This is a genomic window from Aeromonas sp. s10, assembly GCF_040907975.1.
GTDB lineage: Bacteria > Pseudomonadota > Gammaproteobacteria > Enterobacterales > Aeromonadaceae > Aeromonas > Aeromonas caviae.
On sequence record NZ_JBFOCV010000030.1, the window covers coordinates 95,607 to 115,980 of the forward strand.

Genomic DNA, 20,374 nt, shown 5'->3' on the forward strand with positions numbered 1-20,374 from the left:
GCAGTTACAGCTAGTAGGTTTGAATAGCTAAAGGTATTTGGACTATCGCGAATCTAATCATATAAAAACCAACCCGGCCTACGCCGGGTTGATTGCATCAAAAGGCGAAAGAAATCAGAGCGCCTCCAATCTGGCATAAGCCGTCACCAGCCACTTGGCGCCGACCTCGTCGAACTGGATTTGCACCCGGCTCTGCTGGCCGACCCCTTCGAAGTTAAGCACTATGCCTTCCCCGAATTTCGGGTGCAGCACCCGCTGGCCGAGCTTGATGCCGCTGGCGTCGAAGCTCTGCTGCACCTCGTTCTGGCTAAAGCGGCCGTACTGGGTGGGGCGGCTCACCTGAGTGCGCAGCCGGATCTCCTCCAGACACTCGGCGGGCATCTCGCGGATAAAGCGGCTCGGCTTGTGGAACATCTCGCGGCCATAGATGCGGCGGCTCTCCGCATAACAGATGTAGAGCTTCTCCATGGCGCGGGTCATGCCGACGTAACAGAGGCGGCGCTCCTCTTCCAGCCGGCCCGACTCCTCGGTGGATTGCTGGCTGGGGAACATGCCCTCTTCGACGCCGACCAGCAGCACCAGCGGGAACTCCAGCCCCTTGGCGCTGTGCAAGGTCATCAGCTGCACCGCGTCGGCATATTCGTCCGCCTGATTCTCGCCCGATTCCAGCGCCGCGTGGGCGAGGAAGGCGGAGAGATCGCTCATATCTTCCAGCTCGTCCGGGCGCTGGTACTGGCGGCAGGCGGTGACCAGTTCGTCCAGGTTCTCTACCCGCGCCTGGGATTTCTCGCCTTTTTCCGCCAGATACATCGCCTTGAGGCCGGAGTGCTGGATGGCGATATCCGCTTGCTGGTGCAGCGGCAGCAGGGAGACCTGCTCCTCCAGCGCGTCGATCAGCTCGACAAAGCCGCGCACCGCATTGCCGGCGCGACCGGTCAGCACCTTGTCGTTGAGCAGGGCCTTGGCCGATTGCCACAGGTTGAGCCCCTGATCGCGGGCGTTGTTACGCAAGATCTCCAGGGTGCGATCGCCGATGCCGCGGGTCGGCGTATTGACCACCCGCTCGAAACTGGCGTCGTCGCCCCGGTTGTTGATAAGGCGCAGGTAGGCCATGGCGTCCTTGATTTCCTGGCGCTCGAAGAAGCGCAGGCCGCCGTAGATGCGATAGGGCATGGCGTCCTGCATCAGCGCCTCTTCCAGCACCCGGGACTGGGCGTTGGAACGATAGAGGATGGCGCAGTCGGCGAGCAGACCCCCCTTCTCTTTCCAATCCTTGAGGCGGCCGACCACGAAGCGGGCCTCGTCCACCTCGTTGAAGGCGGCGTACAGCGAAATCGGCTCACCCTCGGCCCCTTCGGTCCACAGCTCCTTGCCAAGGCGCTCCGCATTGTTGGCGATGACGCTGTTGGCGGCTTTGAGGATGTTGGCGGTGGAGCGGTAGTTCTGCTCGAGGCGAATGGTCTGCGCCCCCTCATAGTCGGTCAGGAAACGCTGGATGTTCTCAATCTTGGCGCCGCGCCAGCCGTAGATGGACTGGTCATCGTCGCCGACGATCATCACCTTGCCGGTGTCGCCCGCCAGCATCCGCAGCCAGGCGTACTGGATGCCGTTGGTGTCCTGGAACTCGTCCACCAGGATGTTCTGGAAGCGGTCGCGGTAGTGCTCGAGGATGTGCGGCTTGTTCAGCCACAGCTCGTGGGCGCGCAGCAGGAGCTCGGCAAAGTCCACCAGACCGGAACGATCGCAGGTCTCCTGATAGGTCTTGTAGATCTGCTGATAGGTGCGGGTGACGGGGTCGCCGTAGAGGTCGATGTCGCCGGGGCGCAGCCCCTCGTCCTTCTTGCCGTTGATGTAGCCCATCACGGCGCGCGGGGCCCAGTGCTTCTCGTCGAGGTTGAGCGCCTTGAGCACCCGGCGAATGAGGCGGTACTGGTCGTCGGAGTCGAGGATCTGGAAATCCTGCGGCAGCCCTGCATCCAGATGGTGGGCCCGCAGCAAGCGGTGGGCGATGCCGTGGAAGGTGCCGATCCACATGCCGCGCACGCCGTCGCCGATCACCTTCTCGACCCGACCACGCATCTCGGCCGCCGCCTTGTTGGTAAAGGTCACGGCGATGATGGAGAAGGGTGAGCAACGCTCCACCTGCATCAGCCAGGCGATACGGTGCACCAGCACCCGGGTCTTGCCCGAACCGGCACCGGCCAGCACCAGCAGGTTGCAACGGGGGGCCGCCACCGCGTCTCTTTGCTTGTCATTGAGCCCGTCGAGCAGGGTTGAAACGTCCATCACCACTCCTGTTTATTTATACAGGCGGGGATTATACGGCCTGAGCGGCCAGAGACCAACCGGCAGGATCAACGAAGGGGGCGGTGATAGTCCCGGTATTGGCCCAGTACCTCACCGGAAAAGCTGAGCAACCGGGCGCGGGGGGCATCCAGCACCTGCTGGACGGGATCAAATCGCAGTGAAGCGGCCAGCATGCGGCCCTCAGGCAGGGTCATTTCCGTGTTCCCCATCACCAGCATGCCGTCCTGATAATGCCCATGCTCGAAGCGCACGATGACGTCATTCACCATCAAGGTGCCCTGCTTGAGCTGCAGTGATGCTCGTTGCATCTCTCGCAACGCAAACAGACTGGACAATGACGGACGCCCGCTGGGCATCCGCTGCAAGTATTCGTGGGTGGTCAATTGATATTGCAACTGACCCTGACGATCGAAGACACGCTCCCGATAATCGGTGTAGCGCGTCAGCATGCCGGCAGCCTGTGCCACCGGCATCCACAACAGGAGCGCCCCCGTCAGGAGCGCTCCCACTGGTTTACAGCTGATCGGCACAGCTGACCTTGTTGTCATCCAGGTCGGTACAGGAGACGAATACCTTGTCAAAGGTCGACCCGGCCACCGGCGTCATCTGGGTTGACCAGTCATAACCCACCCCCTTGGCATAGATGGCGGTGTGGCTCTCCTGATCTTCCTGCATCCAGCCGATGTACTTCAGTGCGCCGCGATCGCTCTGGGCAAGTGCCTTGAACTCGTCGCTCGTGATGAGACACATGGGCTCTCCCATGGCCTTGGACAGCTCGGCATCCCGCGCCCCCACGGCGCCATCACAGCCGCCGGTCACCTTGATGGTCATGTCACTGCGATCCAGCATCTCATCGAAGAACGGCAGCACATTGATGTTGTACTTCACCCCCACCTCTTGAGGCTGCCAGCCCATGCCGGTATTGACGTATCGGGTCTCGATGCTTTCCCACTGGATAGTGGGCACAGTGCCTGCAAAGTGGTTCGCCAGCTCCTTGAGAGTCGCGGCATTGGCCTCGATCTCATCCTGGGTCAACGATTCGTCCAGCTTGCTCTGATCGATGGTCAGAGCGAGGCTCACCGCATCCTTCAACTGCGACTTGGCCTTGGCCAACCGTGCTTTGGCATCGTCGGTCAAACGGAAGAAATCGGCGTGCGCCACCAGCGCATCCGGCTCGATTTCCTGCTGACTGAACTGGGTCTCGAAGGTGCTGCTGCTCTCTTCATAGGTGGTGGTCGGCTGCATGCCCCAGGTGTCCTTGATGTGCATACGCGGCAAGGTCACTTCTTCCTGCTGGGTGACATAGGCGCTGTCCGGACCGTACTGGTAAGAGGCGGCGATGTTGAGGGCCGATGCCATCGCCATCGCCGAGGCCCGCAGGGCCTTGGCACCGTCGAGGTTGAGGGTGACGGTATCGTCATCGCCATAGGTGGCGCTGTAATCCGGATCCTGGATATCGGCCAGGGCAGCCGCGACGTTTTCCAGGCTGTCGGCATAGGCGCCCATCAGCTTGGCCACGTCACGGGTATATCCCTTGCCACCTTTGAGCGCCACGGAGGCGGTGCCGGGAGTATGGATGATGACATCCATCACCTTGGCCAGGCTGGTGCTGTAACCACTGCCAATGGCGGACGAGGTGAAGCCCAGGCGTTCAGCCACTACGGGGTTGTTGGTCACCTCCAGCATGGTCAGCATGGCCAGCACGATCTGGCGATCGGCCTTGCCGCTCTCACCGGTCTCGGCCTGCAGGGTCTCCTTGTACTCCTTGAACTTGCTCTCGACGTCCAGGTTTTTCAGATCGGTCAGTCCCTGCAGATCGCTCAGCACCTTGTCGACCGCCACGGAGCGGCCATTGACGCCAGCCAGGGTGGCGGAGAGGTGGGCTTTCGCCGCAGCCAGAGAGACGACGGCCTTGGTGAGGCCCGCTGTTTTCAGCGCCTCGACCAGGGAGGTGTTGAAGGCGTCATCGCTACCCAGTTCGACGATCCCCAGTTGCGCGACCTGCGCCTTGTCGAGGGTGATGCCGTTCTCCGGATTGCTGTCGCTGTCGAGCGTCTGCAGCAATGCCGCAATGCGGATCGCTTTCTCCTTGTCGTCACCCGCCAGGGTGTAAGGGGTCACCAGCGAGTTGCCCGCCTTGAGGGTCACCGCCCCCAGGCGTTGGTTGCCCAATGCGAATTCGCAGGTGTCGCCATCATCAAACAGGAATTCACCCTTGGCATTGGTGACACCGGTGTAATCGTTGCACCGATAGTCGAGGCCACCCACGACGGAATCCAGGAAGACGGCAGTGTGAAGAGGCTTGCTGCCGGTGTCGGTGCCACCGCCATTGTTGCCACCATTGCTGCCGCCACCGTTATCGTCACCACCGCCCCCGCAAGCGGTCAACATGACACCGGACAACACACAAGCCACTGCCATACTCAGCACGTTTTTTTTCATTTTTATCACCCGAACAAATGTCAAAAATACGGCCCCATCCCGGGGGCCAAGTTAATCCGGGTATAACCTAGCGTACCCATATGACAAACACCAATGCATTTCCATATGAGTGTGCTTGCCATCACGCAGGCCCCGAGCGAGCAGGAAAAATGGCCACAGACGACGGCCCTGGGAGGGGAAATAGCCACCCATCGTGGGCTGTCACACCCGGGGCGGACCTCCTGGCGATCAGCCAGCCCGCCCGCCAGCGTGGCGTCGATGAGGCCGCAGGGCTGGTGCCGATGGAAGCCAGTTTTTTCATCAGGGGGGGAAAACGGTTGCGCCTAACGTCATGAATCCAAACACAAATGTCGATCGAGCCCTATTAATCCCGGAATTTAATTCTGCAAAAACACCATAAAACAAACACTTATAAGGCAATTTGCTTATATTTCAAACCGTTAACGCAAACGTTTTTCCTCTATGATCCCCTTGACCAACGGGCTGGCTCACTTACAGTTAGCCAGCGTGCTTTATGACCTGCCAAGACAGGTTGTGGACCCTCACATAACAATCAAGGATACGATCGTGACTAAAGTGCTCAAGCTGGCCACCGTGGCCGCCCTCACCCTCGCTGCCCTGTCCGCCCAGGCAGCCTCCGAGCCCGCCGTCATCTATGACACCGCAGGCAAATTCGACAAGTCCTTCAACGAAGCCGTGTTCCGCAACGGCGTCGAAGTCTACAACAAGGACAAAGGCGTCAAGGTCAAGGAGTTCGAACCCCAGAACGAAGCCCAGCGCGAGCAGGGCCTGCGTCGTCTGGCCAGCCGTGGCAACGGCCCCATCGTCGCCGTCGGCTTCAACATGGGTTCCGCAGTAGAGAAGGTTGCCACCGAGTTCCCGAACACCCAGTTCACCATCATCGACATGGTGGTCGACAAGCCGAACGTCCAGTCCCTCATCTTCAAGGAGCATGAAGGTTCCTTCCTGGTGGGTGCCCTGGCGGCCATCGCCTCCAAGACCGGCAAGGTCGGCTTCGTGGGCGGCATGGACATCCCGCTGATCCGCAAGTTCCAGTGCGGCTATGAGCAGGGCGCCAAGTACATCAATCCGAAGATCGACGTCTATCAGAACATGACCGGCTCCACCCCGGCAGCCTTTGCTGACCCCGCCAAGGGTGCAGAACTGGCCAAGTCCCAGTTCGCCAAGGGCGCCGACGTGGTCTATGCCGCCGCCGGTGGCACCGGTATCGGTGTCTATCAGGCTGCCAAGGACGAAGGCAAGCTGGCCATCGGTGTGGATTCCAACCAGAACCACCTGCAACCGGGCACCATGCTGACCTCCATGGTCAAGTCCGTGGGTCTGGCCGCGTACAAGAGCTGGGATGACGCCGCCAAGGGCAGCTGGAAGCCGGGCATCCAGTCCCTGGGTCTGGCCGAAGGCGGGGTTGACTGGGCGCTGGACGAGAACAACGCCAAGCTGATCACCCCGGAAATGAAAGCCAAGGTCGAGAGCATCAAGGCCGACATCATCGCCGGCAAGATCAAGGTGCACGACTACATGAGCGACAACTCCTGTAAGTACTGATCCTGCAAGTACCGAGTCTCTGCTACGACTCTCAATCCAGACCGGCCCGCACGGGCCGGTTTTTAGTCTCTACTTCATGACCCGCAAGGACTGCATCATGGACCAGACAGATCGCTATGCCATCGAATTAAGGGGTATCGATAAGCGGTTCGGCGACGTGTACGCCAACAAGCAGATCGACCTTCAGGTTCGTAAAGGCAGTATTCACGGCATCGTCGGCGAAAATGGCGCCGGCAAGTCGACCCTGATGAGCATCATTTACGGTTTCTACCACGCCGACAAAGGCGAGATGCTGATCGACGGTAACCCCTTCAAACCCCATGGCTCACAAGATGCGATTGCCGCAGGCGTGGGCATGGTGCACCAGCACTTTATGCTGGTGAACAATTTTACTGTTTTAGAAAACGTGATCCTCGGCGCGGAAAACGGCTGGCGCCTGGGCAAGAGCCTGGCGGCCGCCGAGAAGCTGCTGGGCGAGCTGGCACGGGACTATGGTCTCGAGGTGCCGCTGCACGAGAAGGTCGAGGATCTGCCGGTGGGCCTGCAACAGCGGGTCGAGATCCTCAAGGCGCTCTATCGCGGTGCCCGCATCCTGATCCTCGACGAGCCCACCGGGGTGCTGACCCCGCAAGAGGCGGATCACCTGTTCGAGGTGCTGAAAAAGCTGCGGGATCAGGGGGTGACCGTCATCCTCATCACCCACAAGCTGCGGGAGATCCTGGCCATCACGGATCAGGTCTCCATCATGCGCCGGGGGGAGATGGTGGCCCATGTCGCCACCAAAGACACCGACAAGGAGCAGCTCGCCGAGCTGATGGTGGGCCGCAAGGTGCGCCTCAAGGTCGACAAGGGCACCGCCCAGCCGGGCGAGGCCAAGCTCAAGGTCGAGGGCCTCTCTTACGTCGATGACGCCGGGGTGGAACGGGTCAAATCCGTCAGCTTCGAGGTGCGGGCGGGGGAAGTGGTCGGCATCGCCGGAGTCTCCGGCAACGGCCAGTCCGAGCTGCTCAGCATGCTCGGCGGCATCCTCAAGCCCAGCAAGGGCGGCTTCACCATCGCCGGGGCGCAGCGCCACGAGGTGAGCCAGAGCCACCCGGCCGACCCGGAGCTGGTGCGCAACTTCGGCCTCGGCCACATCCCGGAAGACAGGCACAAGATGGGGCTCATCAACCGCTTCGAGGCGAAAGAGGCCTTCATCCTCGGCTATCACCGCCGTGCCCAGTACAACAAGGGCTGGCTGCAGGACAAGGAGGCGATCCGCCAGGATTGCCAGGCCAAGATGGACAAGTGGGACGTGCGCCCGCCGAGCCCGGAGCACAAGACCGCCAACTTCTCCGGCGGCAACCAGCAGAAGCTGGTGATCGCCCGGGAAGTGGAGCAGGACCCGGATGTGCTGCTGGTCGGCCAGCCGACCCGGGGCGTCGACATCGGCGCCATCGAGTACATCCACCAGCAGATCATCGCCATGCGCGACAAGGGCAAGGCGGTGCTGCTGGTGTCGGTGGAGCTGGACGAGATCATGAGCCTCTCCGACCGCATTCTGGTCATCGCCGATGGCCGCATCGTCGGCGAGCTGGACGGCGCCAGGGCGGATGAACGCACCATCGGCCTGATGATGGCGAACATAGTTCCTGACGACGTGGCGGCAAGCCAATCACAAGGAGCCACATCATGAAGGTCACAACCACTTGTAACGGATTCGGCCTGATGATGGTCAACACACCAGTCCCCGACGATATCAAGGAGGCCCATTCATGAGCCAAGCACGTGTTCCTGCCTGGATATCCGTGGGCGTGCTGCCCGCAGTCAATATCCTGCTGGCCTTCCTGGTGTCGGCCATCCTGTTCTATTACCTCGACATCAGCCCCATCGAGGCAGCCGAAATCATGTGGTACGGCGCCTTCGGCACCGGCGAGGGGATAGGCTTCACCCTCTATTACGCCACCGGTTTCATCTTCACCGGTCTGGCGGTGGCGGTGGCCTTCCACGCCGGCCTGTTCAACATCGGCGGTGAGGGGCAGGCCTATATCGGCGGCCTCGGGGTCGGTCTGGTCTGTCTGCTGCTCGGGGACGTGCTGCCGTTCGCCCTCTTGCTGCCGCTCGCCATCATCGCCGGCGGCCTGTTCGGCGCGGCCTGGGCCTTCATCCCGGCCTGGCTGCAAGCCAAGCGGGGCAGCCACATCGTCATCACCACCATCATGTTCAACTTCATCGCCGCCTCGCTGATGGCCTACCTCTTGGTCGACGTCTTCAAGCCGCCAGGATCCATGGCCACCGAGAGCAAGGTGTTCGCCATGGCGAGCTGGCTGCCGAAGATGAGCGAGCTGCTGGCGGCGGTCGGCGTGACGGTGCCGAACAGCCCACTCAACATCAGCTTCTTCTGGGCGCTGATCTGTGCGGCCCTGGTGTGGGTCTTCATCTGGCATACCCGCTGGGGCTACGAGATCCGCTCCGTGGGCGCAAGCCAGAGTGCCTCCGCCTATGCGGGCATCTCCTACCCCAAGGTGGTGATCCTGGCCATGGTGATCTCCGGCATGCTGGCGGGCTTCTTCGCCCTCAACGTGCTGCAGGGTGAGCTGCACCAGATCAAGCTCAACTTCGTGGAAGGCTTCGGCTTCACCGGCATCGCGGTGGCCCTGATGGGCCGCAACCACCCGGTCGGCGTCATCATCGCCAGCCTGCTGTTCGGCTTCCTCTACCAGGGCGGCGCCGAGCTCAGTTTCGAGTTCGGGGTGGACCGCAACATCGTCGTAGTGCTGCAGGGTCTGGTGATCCTGTTCTGCGGCGCCCTGGAGCACATGCTGCGCCCGCGCATCGAGCAGGCCTATCTGGCCTTTGCCAACCGCCCGGCCGCCCAAGTGAAAGGAGCCTGATCATGTTCGAAATGCTGATCCTGATGCTGGATGCGACCATTCGTACCGCGCCGCCGCTCATTCTTGCCGCTATGGCCGGGATGTTTTGTGAACGCTCCGGGGTGGTCAACATCGCCCTGGAGGGCAAGCTGCTGGCCTCCGCCTTCGCCAGTGCGGCGGCGGCCGCCGTCACCGGTTCCGCCTGGATTGGGCTGGGGGTCGGGGTGGGGATCTCCATCCTGTTCGCCCTGCTGCACGGCTTCGCCACCATCACCCACCGGGGTGATCAGGTAGTGAGCGGCATGGCCATCAACATCCTGGCGGCCGGTCTCACCGTGACCCTGGGGCGCTACTGGTTCGATCAGGGGGGCCAGACCCCGGCGCTCTCCGGCGCGGCGCGCTTCGCCCCCATCGACCTGCCCTATGCCAAGGAGCTCTATGACGTGCCCGTCATCGGCCAGCTCTACAGCGAGCTCTTGAGCGGTCACTCCCTGCTGGAGTACGTGGCCTTCGCCGCCGTGCCCCTGGCCTGGTGGGTGCTGTTCCGCACTCGCTTCGGCCTGCGGCTGCGGGCGGTGGGCGAGGCACCGGCGGCGGTGGATACGGCCGGTATCTCCGTGGTGCGGATGCGCTATACCGCCCTCATCATCGGCGGCCTGCTGGCGGGGATCGGGGGCACCTATCTGGCGGTGGCCCAGACCGCCCAGTTCATCCCCAACATGAGCGCGGGCAAGGGCTTCATGGCGCTAGCGGCCCTGGTGTTCGGCAAGTGGCGCCCCTGGAACGCCATGGCGGCCTGTCTGCTGTTCGGCTTCCTCGACGCGGTCGCCATCCGGCTGCAAGGGGTCAGCATCGGCGATTTCCCGATCCCGGTGCAGGCCATCGAGGCGCTGCCCTACATCCTGACGGTCTTCCTGCTGGCCGGTTTCATCGGCAAGGCCGTGGCCCCCAAGGCCCTCGGCACCCCCTATGTCAAGGAGCGGGAATAGCCCCGCCCTTCATGCCATGCAAAAGGCCCGCACATGCGGGCCTTTTCTTTTTCGGGCGACGGCTCAGCCGATGGGGCGTACCAGGGCAGGTTGGTGGGGATCACTGAGGCGCTCGGCCAGATAGTCCACCAGCAGCCGCACCTTGGGGGAGAGGTGGCGGTTGTGGGGATAGAGGGCCCAGATCCCCTCCTCGGGGGCCCGCAGCTCCGGCAGCAGCTCGATGAGCTCCCCCCGGGCGAGGTGGTCGCTCACGTAGTAGTCCGGCAGTTGGATGATGCCGATCCCCTTGATGGCCGCATCCAGCAGGGCGTGGCCGCTGTTGCACTGAAGCAGACCGCGTACCCGCACGCTGTGGGGTTTACCGTTCAGGGTGAAGTGCCATTCGTCCCCGTTGCCCACCAGGCAGGTGTGACGGGCCAGCTCCGAGAGACTGTTGGGCATGCCGTGGCGGGCGGTGTAGGCGGGGGAGGCACACACATAGGGTACCCGCTGCGCCAGCTTGCGGGCTACCAGGGTCGAATCCTTGAGGTGGCCGAGGCGGATCGCCAGATCGAACCCCTCGTGCACCAGATCCAGCAACTGGTTGGTGAGGTTGAGGGTCACCTCCAGCTGGGGGAAGCGCACCATGAAGTCGTTCACCAGGGGGGCGATGCGGCTCTCGCCGTAGGAGACCGGGGCCGTGATGCGCAAGGAGCCCTGAGGCACCGCCTGATGGCGTCCCACCGCCAGCTCCGCCTCGTAGAGGTTGTCCAGCAACTGGCGGCAGTGGCGAAAATAGATCTCCCCGAGTTCGGTGAGACGCACCTGACGGGTGGTGCGCAGCAGCAGCTTGGCCTGCAGCCTGTCTTCGAGCTGCGCCACCTGGCGGCTCACCTGGGCCACCGACACCCCGAGCTTGCGCGCGGCCGGGGTAAAGCCCCCCTGCTCCGCCACGCTGACAAATTCACAGACCCCTTCCCAGCCGAACATTATTACCTGTGTGTAAAAGTGATTTGATACTTAGCGTTATTATCACCAAATCGGCGGGAAACTACACTGGATCTCCGAACTCATTTCCGTTCATCCAACCACTACGAGGACGTCATTCATGGCACAGGTTCAGAGCATCAAGTGTAAAGCCGCCATCGCCTGGGGACCGGGTCAGCCCCTCTCCATCGAAGAGGTCGAGGTCATGCCGCCCCAGGCCGGCGAGGTGCGGGTGCGGATCGTCGCGACCGGCGTCTGCCACACCGATGCCTTCACCCTCTCCGGTGAAGATCCGGAAGGGGTCTTCCCCTGCATTCTGGGCCATGAAGGGGGCGGTATCGTCGAGTCCGTCGGCGAGGGCGTCACCAGCGTCAAGGTCGGCGATCACGTGATCCCGCTCTACACCCCAGAGTGCGGCGAGTGCAAGTTCTGCAAATCCGGCAAGACCAACCTGTGCCAGAAGATCCGCGCCACCCAGGGCAAGGGGCTGATGCCGGACGGCACCACCCGCTTCTCCAAGGACGGCCAGCCCATCTACCACTACATGGGCACCTCCACCTTCAGCGAATACACGGTACTGCCCGAGATCTCCATCGCCAAGGTGGATCCGGCCGCCCCCCTGGAAGAGGTCTGCCTGCTGGGCTGCGGCGTCACCACCGGCATCGGTGCCGTGATGAACACCGCCAAGGTGAAAGAGGGTGAGAGCGTCGCCATCTTCGGGCTGGGGGGCATCGGCCTCTCCGCCATCATAGGCGCGCGCCTGGCCAAGGCCGGCCGCATCATCGCCATCGACATCAACGAGAGCAAGTTCGAGCTGGCCCGCAAGCTGGGTGCCACCGACTGCATCAACCCGAACGACTTCGACAAGCCCATCCAGGAGGTGATCGTCGAGATGACCGACGGCGGCGTCGACTTCTCCTTCGAGTGCATCGGCAACGTCAAGGTGATGCGCGCGGCGCTGGAGTGCTGCCACAAGGGCTGGGGCGAATCCGTCATCATCGGCGTGGCCGGTGCGGGCCAGGAGATCAGCACCCGTCCGTTCCAGCTGGTCACCGGCCGGGTGTGGCGCGGCAGCGCCTTCGGGGGCGTGCGCGGTCGCAGCGAGCTGCCGAGCTACGTACAGCGCTACATGCAGGGTGAGTTCAAGCTGGACGACTTCATCACCCACACCATGCCCCTCGAGCAGATCAACGAGGCGTTCGATCTGATGCACGAAGGCAAGAGCATCCGCACCGTCATCCACTACTGATCCCATGAGCGCCCCGCCCATCGCATGGGCGGGGCAAGGAGTCCTTACATGAATCTGGACATCATCAGCAGCAACAAGAGCTTCGGCGGCTGGCACAAGCAGTATCGCCACCGCTCCAATGTGCTGGGGTGCGAGATGCGCTTCGCCATCTACCTGCCGCCCCAGGCCCTCACCGGCCAGAAAGTCCCGGTGCTCTACTGGCTCTCCGGTCTCACCTGCACCGACGAGAACTTCATGCAAAAAGCCGGGGCCCAGCGCATCGCCGCCGAGCTCGGCATCGCTCTGGTAGCGCCGGACACCAGCCCCCGCGGTGAAGGGGTGGCGGACGATCCCGGCTATGACCTCGGCATGGGCGCCGGCTTCTACGTCAACGCCACCCAGACCCCCTGGCGGGATCACTACCAGATGTACGATTACGTCACCCGGGAGCTGCCCGAGCTCATCGAGACCCACTTCCCGGTCTCGACGAAGCGTGCCATCAGCGGCCACTCCATGGGCGGCCACGGCGCCCTCATCGCCGCCCTGCGCGAGTCGGGTCGCTACCGCTCGGTGTCGGCCTTCAGCCCCATCAGCCACCCGAGCCGCTGCCCCTGGGGCCAGAAGGCCCTCGGCGCCTACCTCGGCAACAACCCCCTGCTGTGGCAGGAGTGGGATGCCTGCCAACTGCTGCGCCACCACGACAGCCCACCCCTGCCGACCCTGGTTGACGTGGGGCTGGACGACCCCTTCCTGGCGGAGCAGCTCGGCATCGACACCCTGGCCGAAGTGGCCGCCACCCGGGCGTGGCCCCTGACGCTCAACCGCCATGCCGGCTACGACCACAGCTATTACTTCGTGGCAAGCTTCATCGAGGCACACCTGCGCTTTCACGCCAACCACCTGGGCGAACCGGCCTGAGGCTGACCCGCTCGTGGCCGCCCCCCCGTCAGCGGGCGGCCATTCACCCGGAAACAGGAGACAAGGATGCCTCTCTTCACCACATTGCTGGCCATGCCTGATCAGTTCGAGCGGCTGCTGGCACAGGTCCCCACCGACCACCTGGACTGGGAACCCGCCAACTGGGCCGGGATCCCCTCCGAGCGTTTCAGTGCCAGGGGGCACCTCTGCCACCTGCTGGACATCGAGGTGCTGGGCTATCAGGTGCGGTTTCGTCGCACCCTGGCAGAAAGCCTGCCGGAGCTCGCCTCCCTCGATGGCTATCAGCTCGCGCTGGACCATGATTACTCCCGGCAGGATACCGCCACGCAGCTCGACCGGTTTCGCACCGCCCGCCTGCAGACCGTCGAATGGCTGAAGACGGTGCCGTCCGACGCCTGGCAGCGCCGCGCCCGCTATGGCGGCTATGGGGAGGTGACCCTGGACGGGCTGGTGCGCCTGCTCGTCAGCCATGACCACCAGCACCTCGCCGGCATGCAGTGGCTGCTGATGCGCCTGAACGCCGATCTGGGCCTCGCACTCCCCCTCGAGTGAGGCGTCGCCCCACAGTGTCACATCCTGCAAAAAAGGCCCCGAGGGGCCTTTTTCATTGTTGCGGTGATGGGATCAGCTCCCCAACCGACTCACCTGACCCGAGCCCGCGATCTCGCTGGTCAGCGCTGGGCTGCCCCAGTAGTTGACCGCACCGGCACCAGCGATCTCTATCTTGAGCCGCGACCGGGCCCGCACCTCGACCTCGCCACTGCCGGCGATGCTCACCTCGACCTCCTCGCTGGCGAGCCCGGCCCCCTTGACGCCACCGGCGCCGGCGATGTTCAGCGCCATCACCCGGGCGGAGCCCTGCCCCAGATCCAGGTTGCCCAGCCCGGCGATGTTGCCCTCCAGCCGATCCAGCGTGAGCCCGCTGGCGACGATGTCCCCCGTGCCCGCCAGGGAGAGCACCAGATCATCCCCCTTGAAGTCGCGCAAGGTGCCGTTGCCAACTCCCGCCAGTGCCAACTCGTGCAGCGTCGGCAGGGTGATGGTGATCTCCAGCGGCTGGGTGGGGTCGAGCCGGTAGCCATCCTTGACCTCGATCTCCAGCTTCTCCCCCTTCTCGGTGAGCACCAGATAGGGCAGCAGGTTGGCCTCCCCCTTGACCCTGAGGGTGTGGCTCTCTCCCGCCACCAGGTACAGGTTGGCGGGCACGCCCGCCAGCACCCGGGTCACCTCATGCCCCAGGGGATGCTGCTGCTCCACCACGGCCCCCTCCCCGCGCACCTTGACGTCATCCTGCCAGCTGCATCCGGTCAGTCCCAGGGCCAGCACCACGCCCAGCATCCATTTCATCCAGCTACTCCTCGTTTCCTCTTTGCCGCACGGCGCGGCAGGTGAGTGGCAATCAGCAAACCCTGTGCCATATGGTTAACATCATGATTTATCTATCCATTTCAATATTTCGAGGCTCGAGGGGCACACAACAAAGAGTCATTCAGACCACAATCTGGTCAATCTGACCACACCCGAAGGAGGGCGTTGACCCATTTTTTTGGTTGCCGCCCCGGTTCGTTGAGCCAATAGTGATACCTGGTGCGTATAGAGCACTCCATCGCTGCTTCACCCGCCAGAATCAACAAGGAGTCAGAGCGTGACCCAAGCCAGCCACCCAATCGTTCATCCGGGCCTGCCTGCCCCCACCCGCACCCCGCTGCTGACCGGCGACGATCCCGACCACAAGCGCCGCGAGCTCCTCGCCTACTTCTGCCAGACCTTCGATCTCTACGACTCGCTGTTCGACTGCCTGGCCGACGAGCGGGCCTGGTTCAACAAGGCGATCCCCCTGCGCCACCCCCTCATCTTCTACTACGGCCATACCGCCGCCTTCTTCGTCAACAAGCTGCTGGCGGCCCGTCTCATCGAGAGTCGGCTCGACCCACGCATCGAGGCCCTGGTCGCCATCGGGGTGGACGAGATGAGCTGGGACGATCTGGACGAAACCCACTACGACTGGCCCTCCGTCAGCGAGCTGCGCGCCTACCGCGGCCGGGTGCGGGATCTGGTGTGTCATTTCATCGAGCGGATGCCGATCGAGCTGCCCATCCATTGGCAGAGCCCGGCCTGGGTCATCCTGATGGGCATAGAGCACGAGCGCATCCACCTCGAGACCTCCAGCGTGCTGATCCGCCAGCTGCCCCTGGCCTGGGTGCGCAGCCAGCCCCAGTGGCCGGTCTGCCCCGAGGCGCGCCACGATCTCGCCGCCGTCCCCGTCAACACCCTGCTGCCGGTGGCCGGCGGCCAGGTGCGCCTCGGCAAACAGGATGCCACCTACGGCTGGGACAACGAATACGGCGAGCGCCACATCGAGCTGGCCCCCTTCCAGGCCAGCCGCATGCTGGTGAGCAACGCCGAATACCTGGCCTTCGTGCAGGCGGGCGGATATGAAGCGCCCGCCTGGTGGGACGACGAGGGCCGGGGCTGGCGCCAGTATGCCAACGCCCGCATGCCCACCTTCTGGGTCGGCGATCCCAATGAACCCGAGCAGTTGCAACTGCGGCTGATGACCGAGCAGGTCCCCATGCCCTGGGACTGGCCGGTGGAGGTGAACCAGCTGGAGGCCGCCGCCTTCTGCCGCTGGAAGGCGGATCAGACCGGCCTGCCCGTCCAGTTGCCAAGCGAGGGGGAGTGGATGCTGCTGCGGGAGCTACTGGCCGGCGATCAGCCGGACTGGATGGAGGCCCCCGGCAACATCAACCTGGCCCGCTTCGCCTCCTCCTGCCCGGTGGATGCCTGCCCCCAGGGCAGCTTCTTCGATCTGGTGGGCAACGTCTGGCAGTGGACCAGCACCGCCATCGACGGCTTCGAGGGGTTCAAGGTGCACCCCCTCTACGACGACTTCTCCACCCCCACCTTCGACGGCAAGCACACCCTCATCAAGGGCGGGAGCTGGATCAGCACCGGCAACGAGGCACTCAAGTCGTCCCGCTACGCCTTCCGTCGCCACTTCTTCCAGCACGCGGGCTTCCGCTACCTGGTCTCACGCCATCAGGAGCCCGTCATCGTGAACCCTTATGAAACCGACACCCTCGTCGCCCAGTATCTCGACTTCCAGTACGGCCCGAGCCACTTCGGGGTCGCCAACTACGCCGAGGCTCTGGCCGGTCTTGCCAGCGAGCTCTGCGGTCGCCATGAGCGGGCGCTGGACATCGGCTGCGCCACCGGCCGCGCCAGCTTCGAACTGGCTCGCCGCTTCGCCCACGTGGACGGGGTGGACTACTCGGCCCGCTTCATCGACGTGGCGCTGGCGCTGGCGAGCCAGGACAGCTTCCGCTATGCGGTGCCGGTGGAAGGGGATCTGGTGGAATATTGCGAGGCGCGCCTCTCCCGCCACGAGCTCGGTCGCGAGCAGAGCGAGCGGGTCCACTTCAGCCAGGGGGATGCCTGCAACCTCAAGCCCAAGTACGGCGACTACGACCTGGTGCTCGCCTCCAACCTCATCGACCGGCTGCGGGAGCCCGCCCGCTTCCTGCGGGACATTGCTCCGCGCCTTCGCAGCGGCGGCCTGCTGGTGCTCACCAGCCCCTACACCTGGCTGACCGACTACACCCCCAAGGCCAACTGGCTCGGCGGCATCCGGGAAAACGGCGAGGCCCTCGGCACCTATCAGGCGCTGCAACGGCTGCTGGCGGAGGAGTTCGAGGAGCACATGCCCCCGAGGGACGTCCCCTTCGTCATCCGCGAGACCGCCCGCAAGTACCAGCACACGGTGGCCCAGCTCACCGTCTGGCGCAAACGCTGACGACGCGGCAAACGAAAGAGGGAGGCCCATGGCCTCCCTCTTCTTTATCCGGACCGCTTACCCCTCCTGAACCTGGGGCAGGGCCTCCTGCTCGCGGTAGCGGCGGGCCAGCACGGCGCACACCATCAGCTGGATCTGGTGGAAGATCATCAGCGGCAGCACCATCACCCCGACACTGGCGGCCGGGAACATGACGTTGGCCATGGGCACCCCGTTGGCCAGGCTCTTCTTGGAGCCGCAGAAGACGATGGTGATCTCGTCCGCCTTGTCGAAACCGAGGCGACGGCTGATCCAGACGTTCCACCCCAGCACCAGCGCCAGCAGCACGCAACTCAGCATCACGATGCTGGCGAGATCGTACCAGCCGACCTGGTGCCAGATCCCCTGCACCACCGCCTCGCTGAAGGCCACATAGACCACCAGCAGGATGGAGCTCTGGTCCAGCTTGCCGATGAGCGGGCGATGGCTGTCGACCCAGCCACCGATGAGGGGGCGCGACAGGTGGCCCACCACGAACGGCAGCATCAGCTGCACCATGATGGCCTGAATGGAGTGCCAGGTATCGACCCCCTCCCCCTGCACATTGATCATCAGCCCTACCAACACCGGCGAGAGGAAGATGCCGAGGATGCTGGAGGCCGAGGCGCTGCACACCGCCGCCGACACATTGCCCCCCGCCATGGAGGTGAAGGCGATGGCCGACTGCACGGTGGCGGGCAGGGCGCACAGATACAAGAAGCCGAGATAGATGGCCGGGCTCAGCCACTGGGGCACCAGGGGCGTGAGCAGCAGCCCCAGCAGCGGGAAGAGCAGGAAGGTGCTCGCCATCACCACCAGGTGCAGCCGCCAGTGGCCCAGGCCCGCCAGCAGGTTCTGGCGCGACAGCTTGGCACCATGCATGAAGAACAAGAGCGCCACCGCCAGCTTGGTCAGCAGACCGAACCAGACGGCCACCTGCCCCTCGCAGGGGAAGAAGGAGGCCAGGGCCACCACGGCAATCAGCACAGAGGTAAAAGGATCCAGACGCACGGAGAGTCTCCAGAGAAAGCGCGTCCCGCACGGGATGGGGACGACAGGGCACGGGGAAGGCGTCATCAGACTGCGACCCCGGATACGAAGGGACAAGCTTACCCCGAACACCCTGTGGTGCAAAGTTGAGCGGCAGCTTCATTTGTTTCATTTTGTTAAACGATAACGCGCATTCTCACAGCAAAACTAAACGAGTTTGCCCCTCCGGCCCCGGATCCGGCCAATAAAAAACGGGCGACCCTGGTCGCCCGTCTCCTGTTTGCCACATGCCGATCAGCGCTGGCTGGCCAGGGTGTCGCTGCCCGCTTTCTTCTCGTTGCCACCTGACTTGCGGGCCTGGCGCTTCTCGAAGCGGGAGATCCACCAGTAGGCCAGCGCCGAGAAGACCGCGGTCATGAAGACGTTGATGAAGAAGGCGCGCACCAGATCCACCCCGGCCGGGAAGGCGGAGGCGCTCATGCTCACCACGAAGATGGCGATCAGCACCGACACCACGCCCATCCCGAAGGTGCGTGACCCCATGCGGAAGTCGCGGGGGGTGTCGTCATGTTTCCAGCGGAACACGAAGTAGGCCACCATGATGAAGATCGGCGGCAGCATGGCGGTACCGGCGGTGAGGTTGATGGCGGTGTTCATCATCTGCTGCACCGACTCGGAACCGAAGCCGTTGACCACCAGCATCACGAACACGAAGACAAACTGCCACCAGGCGGCGCGCACCGGCACGCCGTGCTCGTTGAGCTGGGTGGTCTTCTCGCCGTAAACCCCCTGGGGGATCTCGGAGAAGTGGATCTTCACCGGCGCCGAGGTCCACATCATCATGGAGCCGAACATGGCGATGAACAGCACCACGCCGACGAAGCGGCCCACCATCGCCTCGGAAAGCCCGAAATACTGCGCCATGCCGGTGAAGATCTCCACCATGCCGCCAGCATAGGTGAGGCTCTCGCGCGGCACGAACACGTTCACCAACAGGGAACCGACCGCATACATGGCGCCGATGACGATGCCGGCACTGATGATCACCTTGATGAAGGACTTCTGGCCCCCCTTCACATCATTGAGGTAGGCCGCCGCCGTCTCGGCACCGCCCGCCGCCTGGAAGATCCAGCACATGATGCCCAGCGTCGCCCAGTTGACGGTGGGAGTCATCGCCTCCAGCGTGATGGGCTGGGCCGGCACATGATCGCCACTCAGGGCCATCAGGGCACCCAGCACATAGATGGCGAACAGGGCAAACACCCCGTAGGCCACGATCTCGGCAATCTTGCCCAGCCAGCTCGCCCCCTTGGTGGAGATGTGGGTCGCCGCTGCAAACAGCACGATGGAGATGACTGAGGTGACCATGGGCGAGAAGCTGTACTCATAGCCCAGCATGGCGTAGGAGGCGTAGGCGATGACGTTGGGCAGCAGGGAGACGAACCAGAACAGGTTCACGAACCAGTAGAGAAACGAACCCAGATAGGCCATCCGGGTGCCTAGCGGCTTTTTAAGCCAGTCGTACATCCCCGACTCGGAGTTTTTGTTGGCCGAGACGAACTCGGCAATGATGAAAACGAACGGGATGAAGTAGACGAGGGTCGCCAGCAGGAAGATGGGGGCGGAGCTGAGCCCCAGCTCGATGTTGTTGTTGACGATGTTGCGCACGTTGAACACGGCGGCAAAGGTCATCGACAACAGGGCAAACTTGCCTATGGTGCCGCGTACGGATTCAGACATGGTGTCCTCCAGTGGACTCGCGCTCCCTGCGGGTAACGCTGTGACTCTGTGATGTGTTTGGCAAGGGTCTGTCGACCCTGCCCTTTACTCTCTTGTTATGATCGGGCCGCGTGGACGGCCTTCTTGGTGAACCGGTGCAATCTCACCGCACCGGCTCGCAATACCAGTCAGACGATCGGGGTGCCCGGCGCCATCGGCACCCGCGGTTGCAACAGCACGCTCCGGCTCTCGTCCGGGGTCTCGGCGCACAGCAACATGCACTCGGATCGCTCACCGCGCATCTTGGTGGGCTTGAGGTTGGTCAGCACCACCACCTCGCTGCCCATCAGCTCCTCTTCGCTGTAGTAGGGCACCAGACTGGTGACAGTCTGCAGCGGCCGCTCGCCACCCACGTCGATCTGGACGATGTAGAGTTTGTCGGCCCCGGGGTGGCGCACCACCTCCAACACCTTGCCCACCTTCATCTCGACCCGTTTGAATTCGGCAAACTCGATCGTCTCGCTCATGCTCTTTTCCTTTTCTGGTTCAACGGTTTGCGGGTGGC

At 63.4% G+C, this 20,374-nt stretch carries 16 protein-coding genes; 8 read left to right on the plus strand and 8 right to left on the minus strand.

Annotation, left to right across the window (positions count from 1 at the left end; translation table 11 throughout):
- Nucleotides 1–114 precede the first annotated feature (114 nt).
- The 3 genes from uvrD to AB5Y59_RS08750 all read right to left on the minus strand — a co-directional run bounded on the left by uvrD (nucleotide 115) and on the right by AB5Y59_RS08750 (nucleotide 4,728).
- Nucleotides 115–2,286: a DNA helicase II gene (gene uvrD, locus AB5Y59_RS08740; protein ID WP_368211824.1), complete on the minus strand. Its 2,172-nt coding sequence runs from the start codon at nucleotides 2,284–2,286 to the stop codon at nucleotides 115–117.
- Nucleotides 2,287–2,354: 68 nt separating this feature from the next.
- Nucleotides 2,355–2,816, minus strand: coding sequence for a hypothetical protein (locus tag AB5Y59_RS08745; RefSeq protein ID WP_368211826.1), 462 nt, complete (start codon nucleotides 2,814–2,816; stop codon nucleotides 2,355–2,357).
- A gap of 4 nt (nucleotides 2,817–2,820) precedes the next feature.
- Nucleotides 2,821–4,728 carry a hypothetical protein gene (locus tag AB5Y59_RS08750; RefSeq protein WP_124813159.1) on the minus strand — a complete coding sequence of 636 codons (1,908 nt, stop codon included), beginning with the start codon at nucleotides 4,726–4,728 and terminating at the stop codon, nucleotides 2,821–2,823.
- A 588-nt stretch (nucleotides 4,729–5,316) separates the two neighbouring features.
- Here AB5Y59_RS08750 and AB5Y59_RS08755 point away from each other — a divergent pair.
- The 4 genes from AB5Y59_RS08755 to AB5Y59_RS08770 all read left to right on the plus strand — a co-directional run bounded on the left by AB5Y59_RS08755 (nucleotide 5,317) and on the right by AB5Y59_RS08770 (nucleotide 10,156).
- Nucleotides 5,317–6,315: a BMP family protein gene (locus AB5Y59_RS08755; RefSeq protein ID WP_041212138.1), complete on the plus strand. Its 999-nt coding sequence runs from the start codon at nucleotides 5,317–5,319 to the stop codon at nucleotides 6,313–6,315.
- Between the two features lie 97 nt (nucleotides 6,316–6,412).
- The gene (locus AB5Y59_RS08760; protein ID WP_323919906.1) at nucleotides 6,413–7,990 is read left to right on the plus strand and encodes an ABC transporter ATP-binding protein; all 1,578 of its coding nucleotides are present in this window, start codon (nucleotides 6,413–6,415) and stop codon (nucleotides 7,988–7,990) included.
- A 79-nt stretch (nucleotides 7,991–8,069) separates the two neighbouring features.
- The gene (locus tag AB5Y59_RS08765) at nucleotides 8,070–9,188 is read left to right on the plus strand and encodes an ABC transporter permease (RefSeq protein WP_048209188.1); all 1,119 of its coding nucleotides are present in this window, start codon (nucleotides 8,070–8,072) and stop codon (nucleotides 9,186–9,188) included.
- Between the two features lie 2 nt (nucleotides 9,189–9,190).
- Entirely contained in the window at nucleotides 9,191–10,156 is a 966-nt protein-coding gene (locus AB5Y59_RS08770; RefSeq protein ID WP_010672471.1) for an ABC transporter permease, read from the plus strand.
- 63 nt (nucleotides 10,157–10,219) lie between these two features.
- Here the strand turns inward: AB5Y59_RS08770 and AB5Y59_RS08775 are convergent, their stop codons facing one another.
- Nucleotides 10,220–11,125: a LysR substrate-binding domain-containing protein gene (locus AB5Y59_RS08775; protein WP_039039541.1), complete on the minus strand. Its 906-nt coding sequence runs from the start codon at nucleotides 11,123–11,125 to the stop codon at nucleotides 10,220–10,222.
- A gap of 118 nt (nucleotides 11,126–11,243) precedes the next feature.
- Between AB5Y59_RS08775 and AB5Y59_RS08780 the strand changes: the two genes are divergently transcribed.
- The 3 genes from AB5Y59_RS08780 to AB5Y59_RS08790 all read left to right on the plus strand — a co-directional run bounded on the left by AB5Y59_RS08780 (nucleotide 11,244) and on the right by AB5Y59_RS08790 (nucleotide 13,841).
- Complete coding sequence (locus AB5Y59_RS08780) at nucleotides 11,244–12,371, plus strand: S-(hydroxymethyl)glutathione dehydrogenase/class III alcohol dehydrogenase (protein WP_041212135.1); 1,128 nt, start codon at nucleotides 11,244–11,246, stop codon at nucleotides 12,369–12,371.
- Nucleotides 12,372–12,419: 48 nt separating this feature from the next.
- Nucleotides 12,420–13,268 carry an S-formylglutathione hydrolase gene (fghA, locus tag AB5Y59_RS08785; protein WP_323919905.1) on the plus strand — a complete coding sequence of 283 codons (849 nt, stop codon included), beginning with the start codon at nucleotides 12,420–12,422 and terminating at the stop codon, nucleotides 13,266–13,268.
- A 66-nt stretch (nucleotides 13,269–13,334) separates the two neighbouring features.
- Complete coding sequence (locus AB5Y59_RS08790; protein WP_045522459.1) at nucleotides 13,335–13,841, plus strand: DinB family protein; 507 nt, start codon at nucleotides 13,335–13,337, stop codon at nucleotides 13,839–13,841.
- A 72-nt stretch (nucleotides 13,842–13,913) separates the two neighbouring features.
- On the opposite strand, the gene AB5Y59_RS08795 is transcribed toward AB5Y59_RS08790, so the two are convergent.
- Complete coding sequence (locus tag AB5Y59_RS08795; RefSeq protein WP_171865057.1) at nucleotides 13,914–14,636, minus strand: DUF2807 domain-containing protein; 723 nt, start codon at nucleotides 14,634–14,636, stop codon at nucleotides 13,914–13,916.
- A 298-nt stretch (nucleotides 14,637–14,934) separates the two neighbouring features.
- Here AB5Y59_RS08795 and ovoA point away from each other — a divergent pair, with 298 nt between their 5' ends.
- Nucleotides 14,935–17,082 carry a 5-histidylcysteine sulfoxide synthase gene (gene ovoA, locus AB5Y59_RS08800; RefSeq protein ID WP_323919904.1) on the plus strand — a complete coding sequence of 716 codons (2,148 nt, stop codon included), beginning with the start codon at nucleotides 14,935–14,937 and terminating at the stop codon, nucleotides 17,080–17,082.
- Between the two features lie 57 nt (nucleotides 17,083–17,139).
- Here ovoA and AB5Y59_RS08805 read toward each other — a convergent pair whose 3' ends face one another.
- From AB5Y59_RS08805 to AB5Y59_RS08815, 3 genes are all read right to left on the minus strand, one after another.
- The gene (locus AB5Y59_RS08805) at nucleotides 17,140–18,111 is read right to left on the minus strand and encodes a bile acid:sodium symporter family protein (protein ID WP_323919903.1); all 972 of its coding nucleotides are present in this window, start codon (nucleotides 18,109–18,111) and stop codon (nucleotides 17,140–17,142) included.
- 273 nt (nucleotides 18,112–18,384) lie between these two features.
- Nucleotides 18,385–19,830 (minus strand): amino acid permease, encoded by a 1,446-nt coding sequence (locus tag AB5Y59_RS08810; RefSeq protein WP_368211829.1) that lies wholly within the window; start codon nucleotides 19,828–19,830, stop codon nucleotides 18,385–18,387.
- Between the two features lie 167 nt (nucleotides 19,831–19,997).
- Nucleotides 19,998–20,336, minus strand: a complete 339-nt coding sequence (locus AB5Y59_RS08815) for a tRNA-binding protein (RefSeq protein ID WP_042015202.1) — start codon at nucleotides 20,334–20,336, stop codon at nucleotides 19,998–20,000.
- Nucleotides 20,337–20,374 lie beyond the last annotated feature (38 nt).

Excerpts from the sequence above, each read along its gene's own strand:
- uvrD (WP_368211824.1), bottom strand. The coding sequence starts at position 2,286 with ATGGACGTTTCAACCCTGCTCGACGGGCTCAATGACAAGCAAAGAGAC.
- AB5Y59_RS08750 (WP_124813159.1), bottom strand. The coding sequence starts at position 4,728 with ATGGCAGTGGCTTGTGTGTTGTCCGGTGTCATGTTGACCGCTTGCGGG.
- AB5Y59_RS08760 (WP_323919906.1), top strand. The coding sequence starts at position 6,413 with ATGGACCAGACAGATCGCTATGCCATCGAATTAAGGGGTATCGATAAG.
- AB5Y59_RS08765 (WP_048209188.1), top strand. The coding sequence starts at position 8,070 with ATGAGCCAAGCACGTGTTCCTGCCTGGATATCCGTGGGCGTGCTGCCC.
- AB5Y59_RS08770 (WP_010672471.1), top strand. The coding sequence starts at position 9,191 with ATGTTCGAAATGCTGATCCTGATGCTGGATGCGACCATTCGTACCGCG.
- AB5Y59_RS08775 (WP_039039541.1), bottom strand. The coding sequence starts at position 11,125 with ATGTTCGGCTGGGAAGGGGTCTGTGAATTTGTCAGCGTGGCGGAGCAG.
- AB5Y59_RS08780 (WP_041212135.1), top strand. The coding sequence starts at position 11,244 with ATGGCACAGGTTCAGAGCATCAAGTGTAAAGCCGCCATCGCCTGGGGA.
- fghA (WP_323919905.1), top strand. The coding sequence starts at position 12,420 with ATGAATCTGGACATCATCAGCAGCAACAAGAGCTTCGGCGGCTGGCAC.
- AB5Y59_RS08790 (WP_045522459.1), top strand. The coding sequence starts at position 13,335 with ATGCCTCTCTTCACCACATTGCTGGCCATGCCTGATCAGTTCGAGCGG.
- AB5Y59_RS08795 (WP_171865057.1), bottom strand. The coding sequence starts at position 14,636 with ATGAAATGGATGCTGGGCGTGGTGCTGGCCCTGGGACTGACCGGATGC.
- AB5Y59_RS08810 (WP_368211829.1), bottom strand. The coding sequence starts at position 19,830 with ATGTCTGAATCCGTACGCGGCACCATAGGCAAGTTTGCCCTGTTGTCG.
- AB5Y59_RS08815 (WP_042015202.1), bottom strand. The coding sequence starts at position 20,336 with ATGAGCGAGACGATCGAGTTTGCCGAATTCAAACGGGTCGAGATGAAG.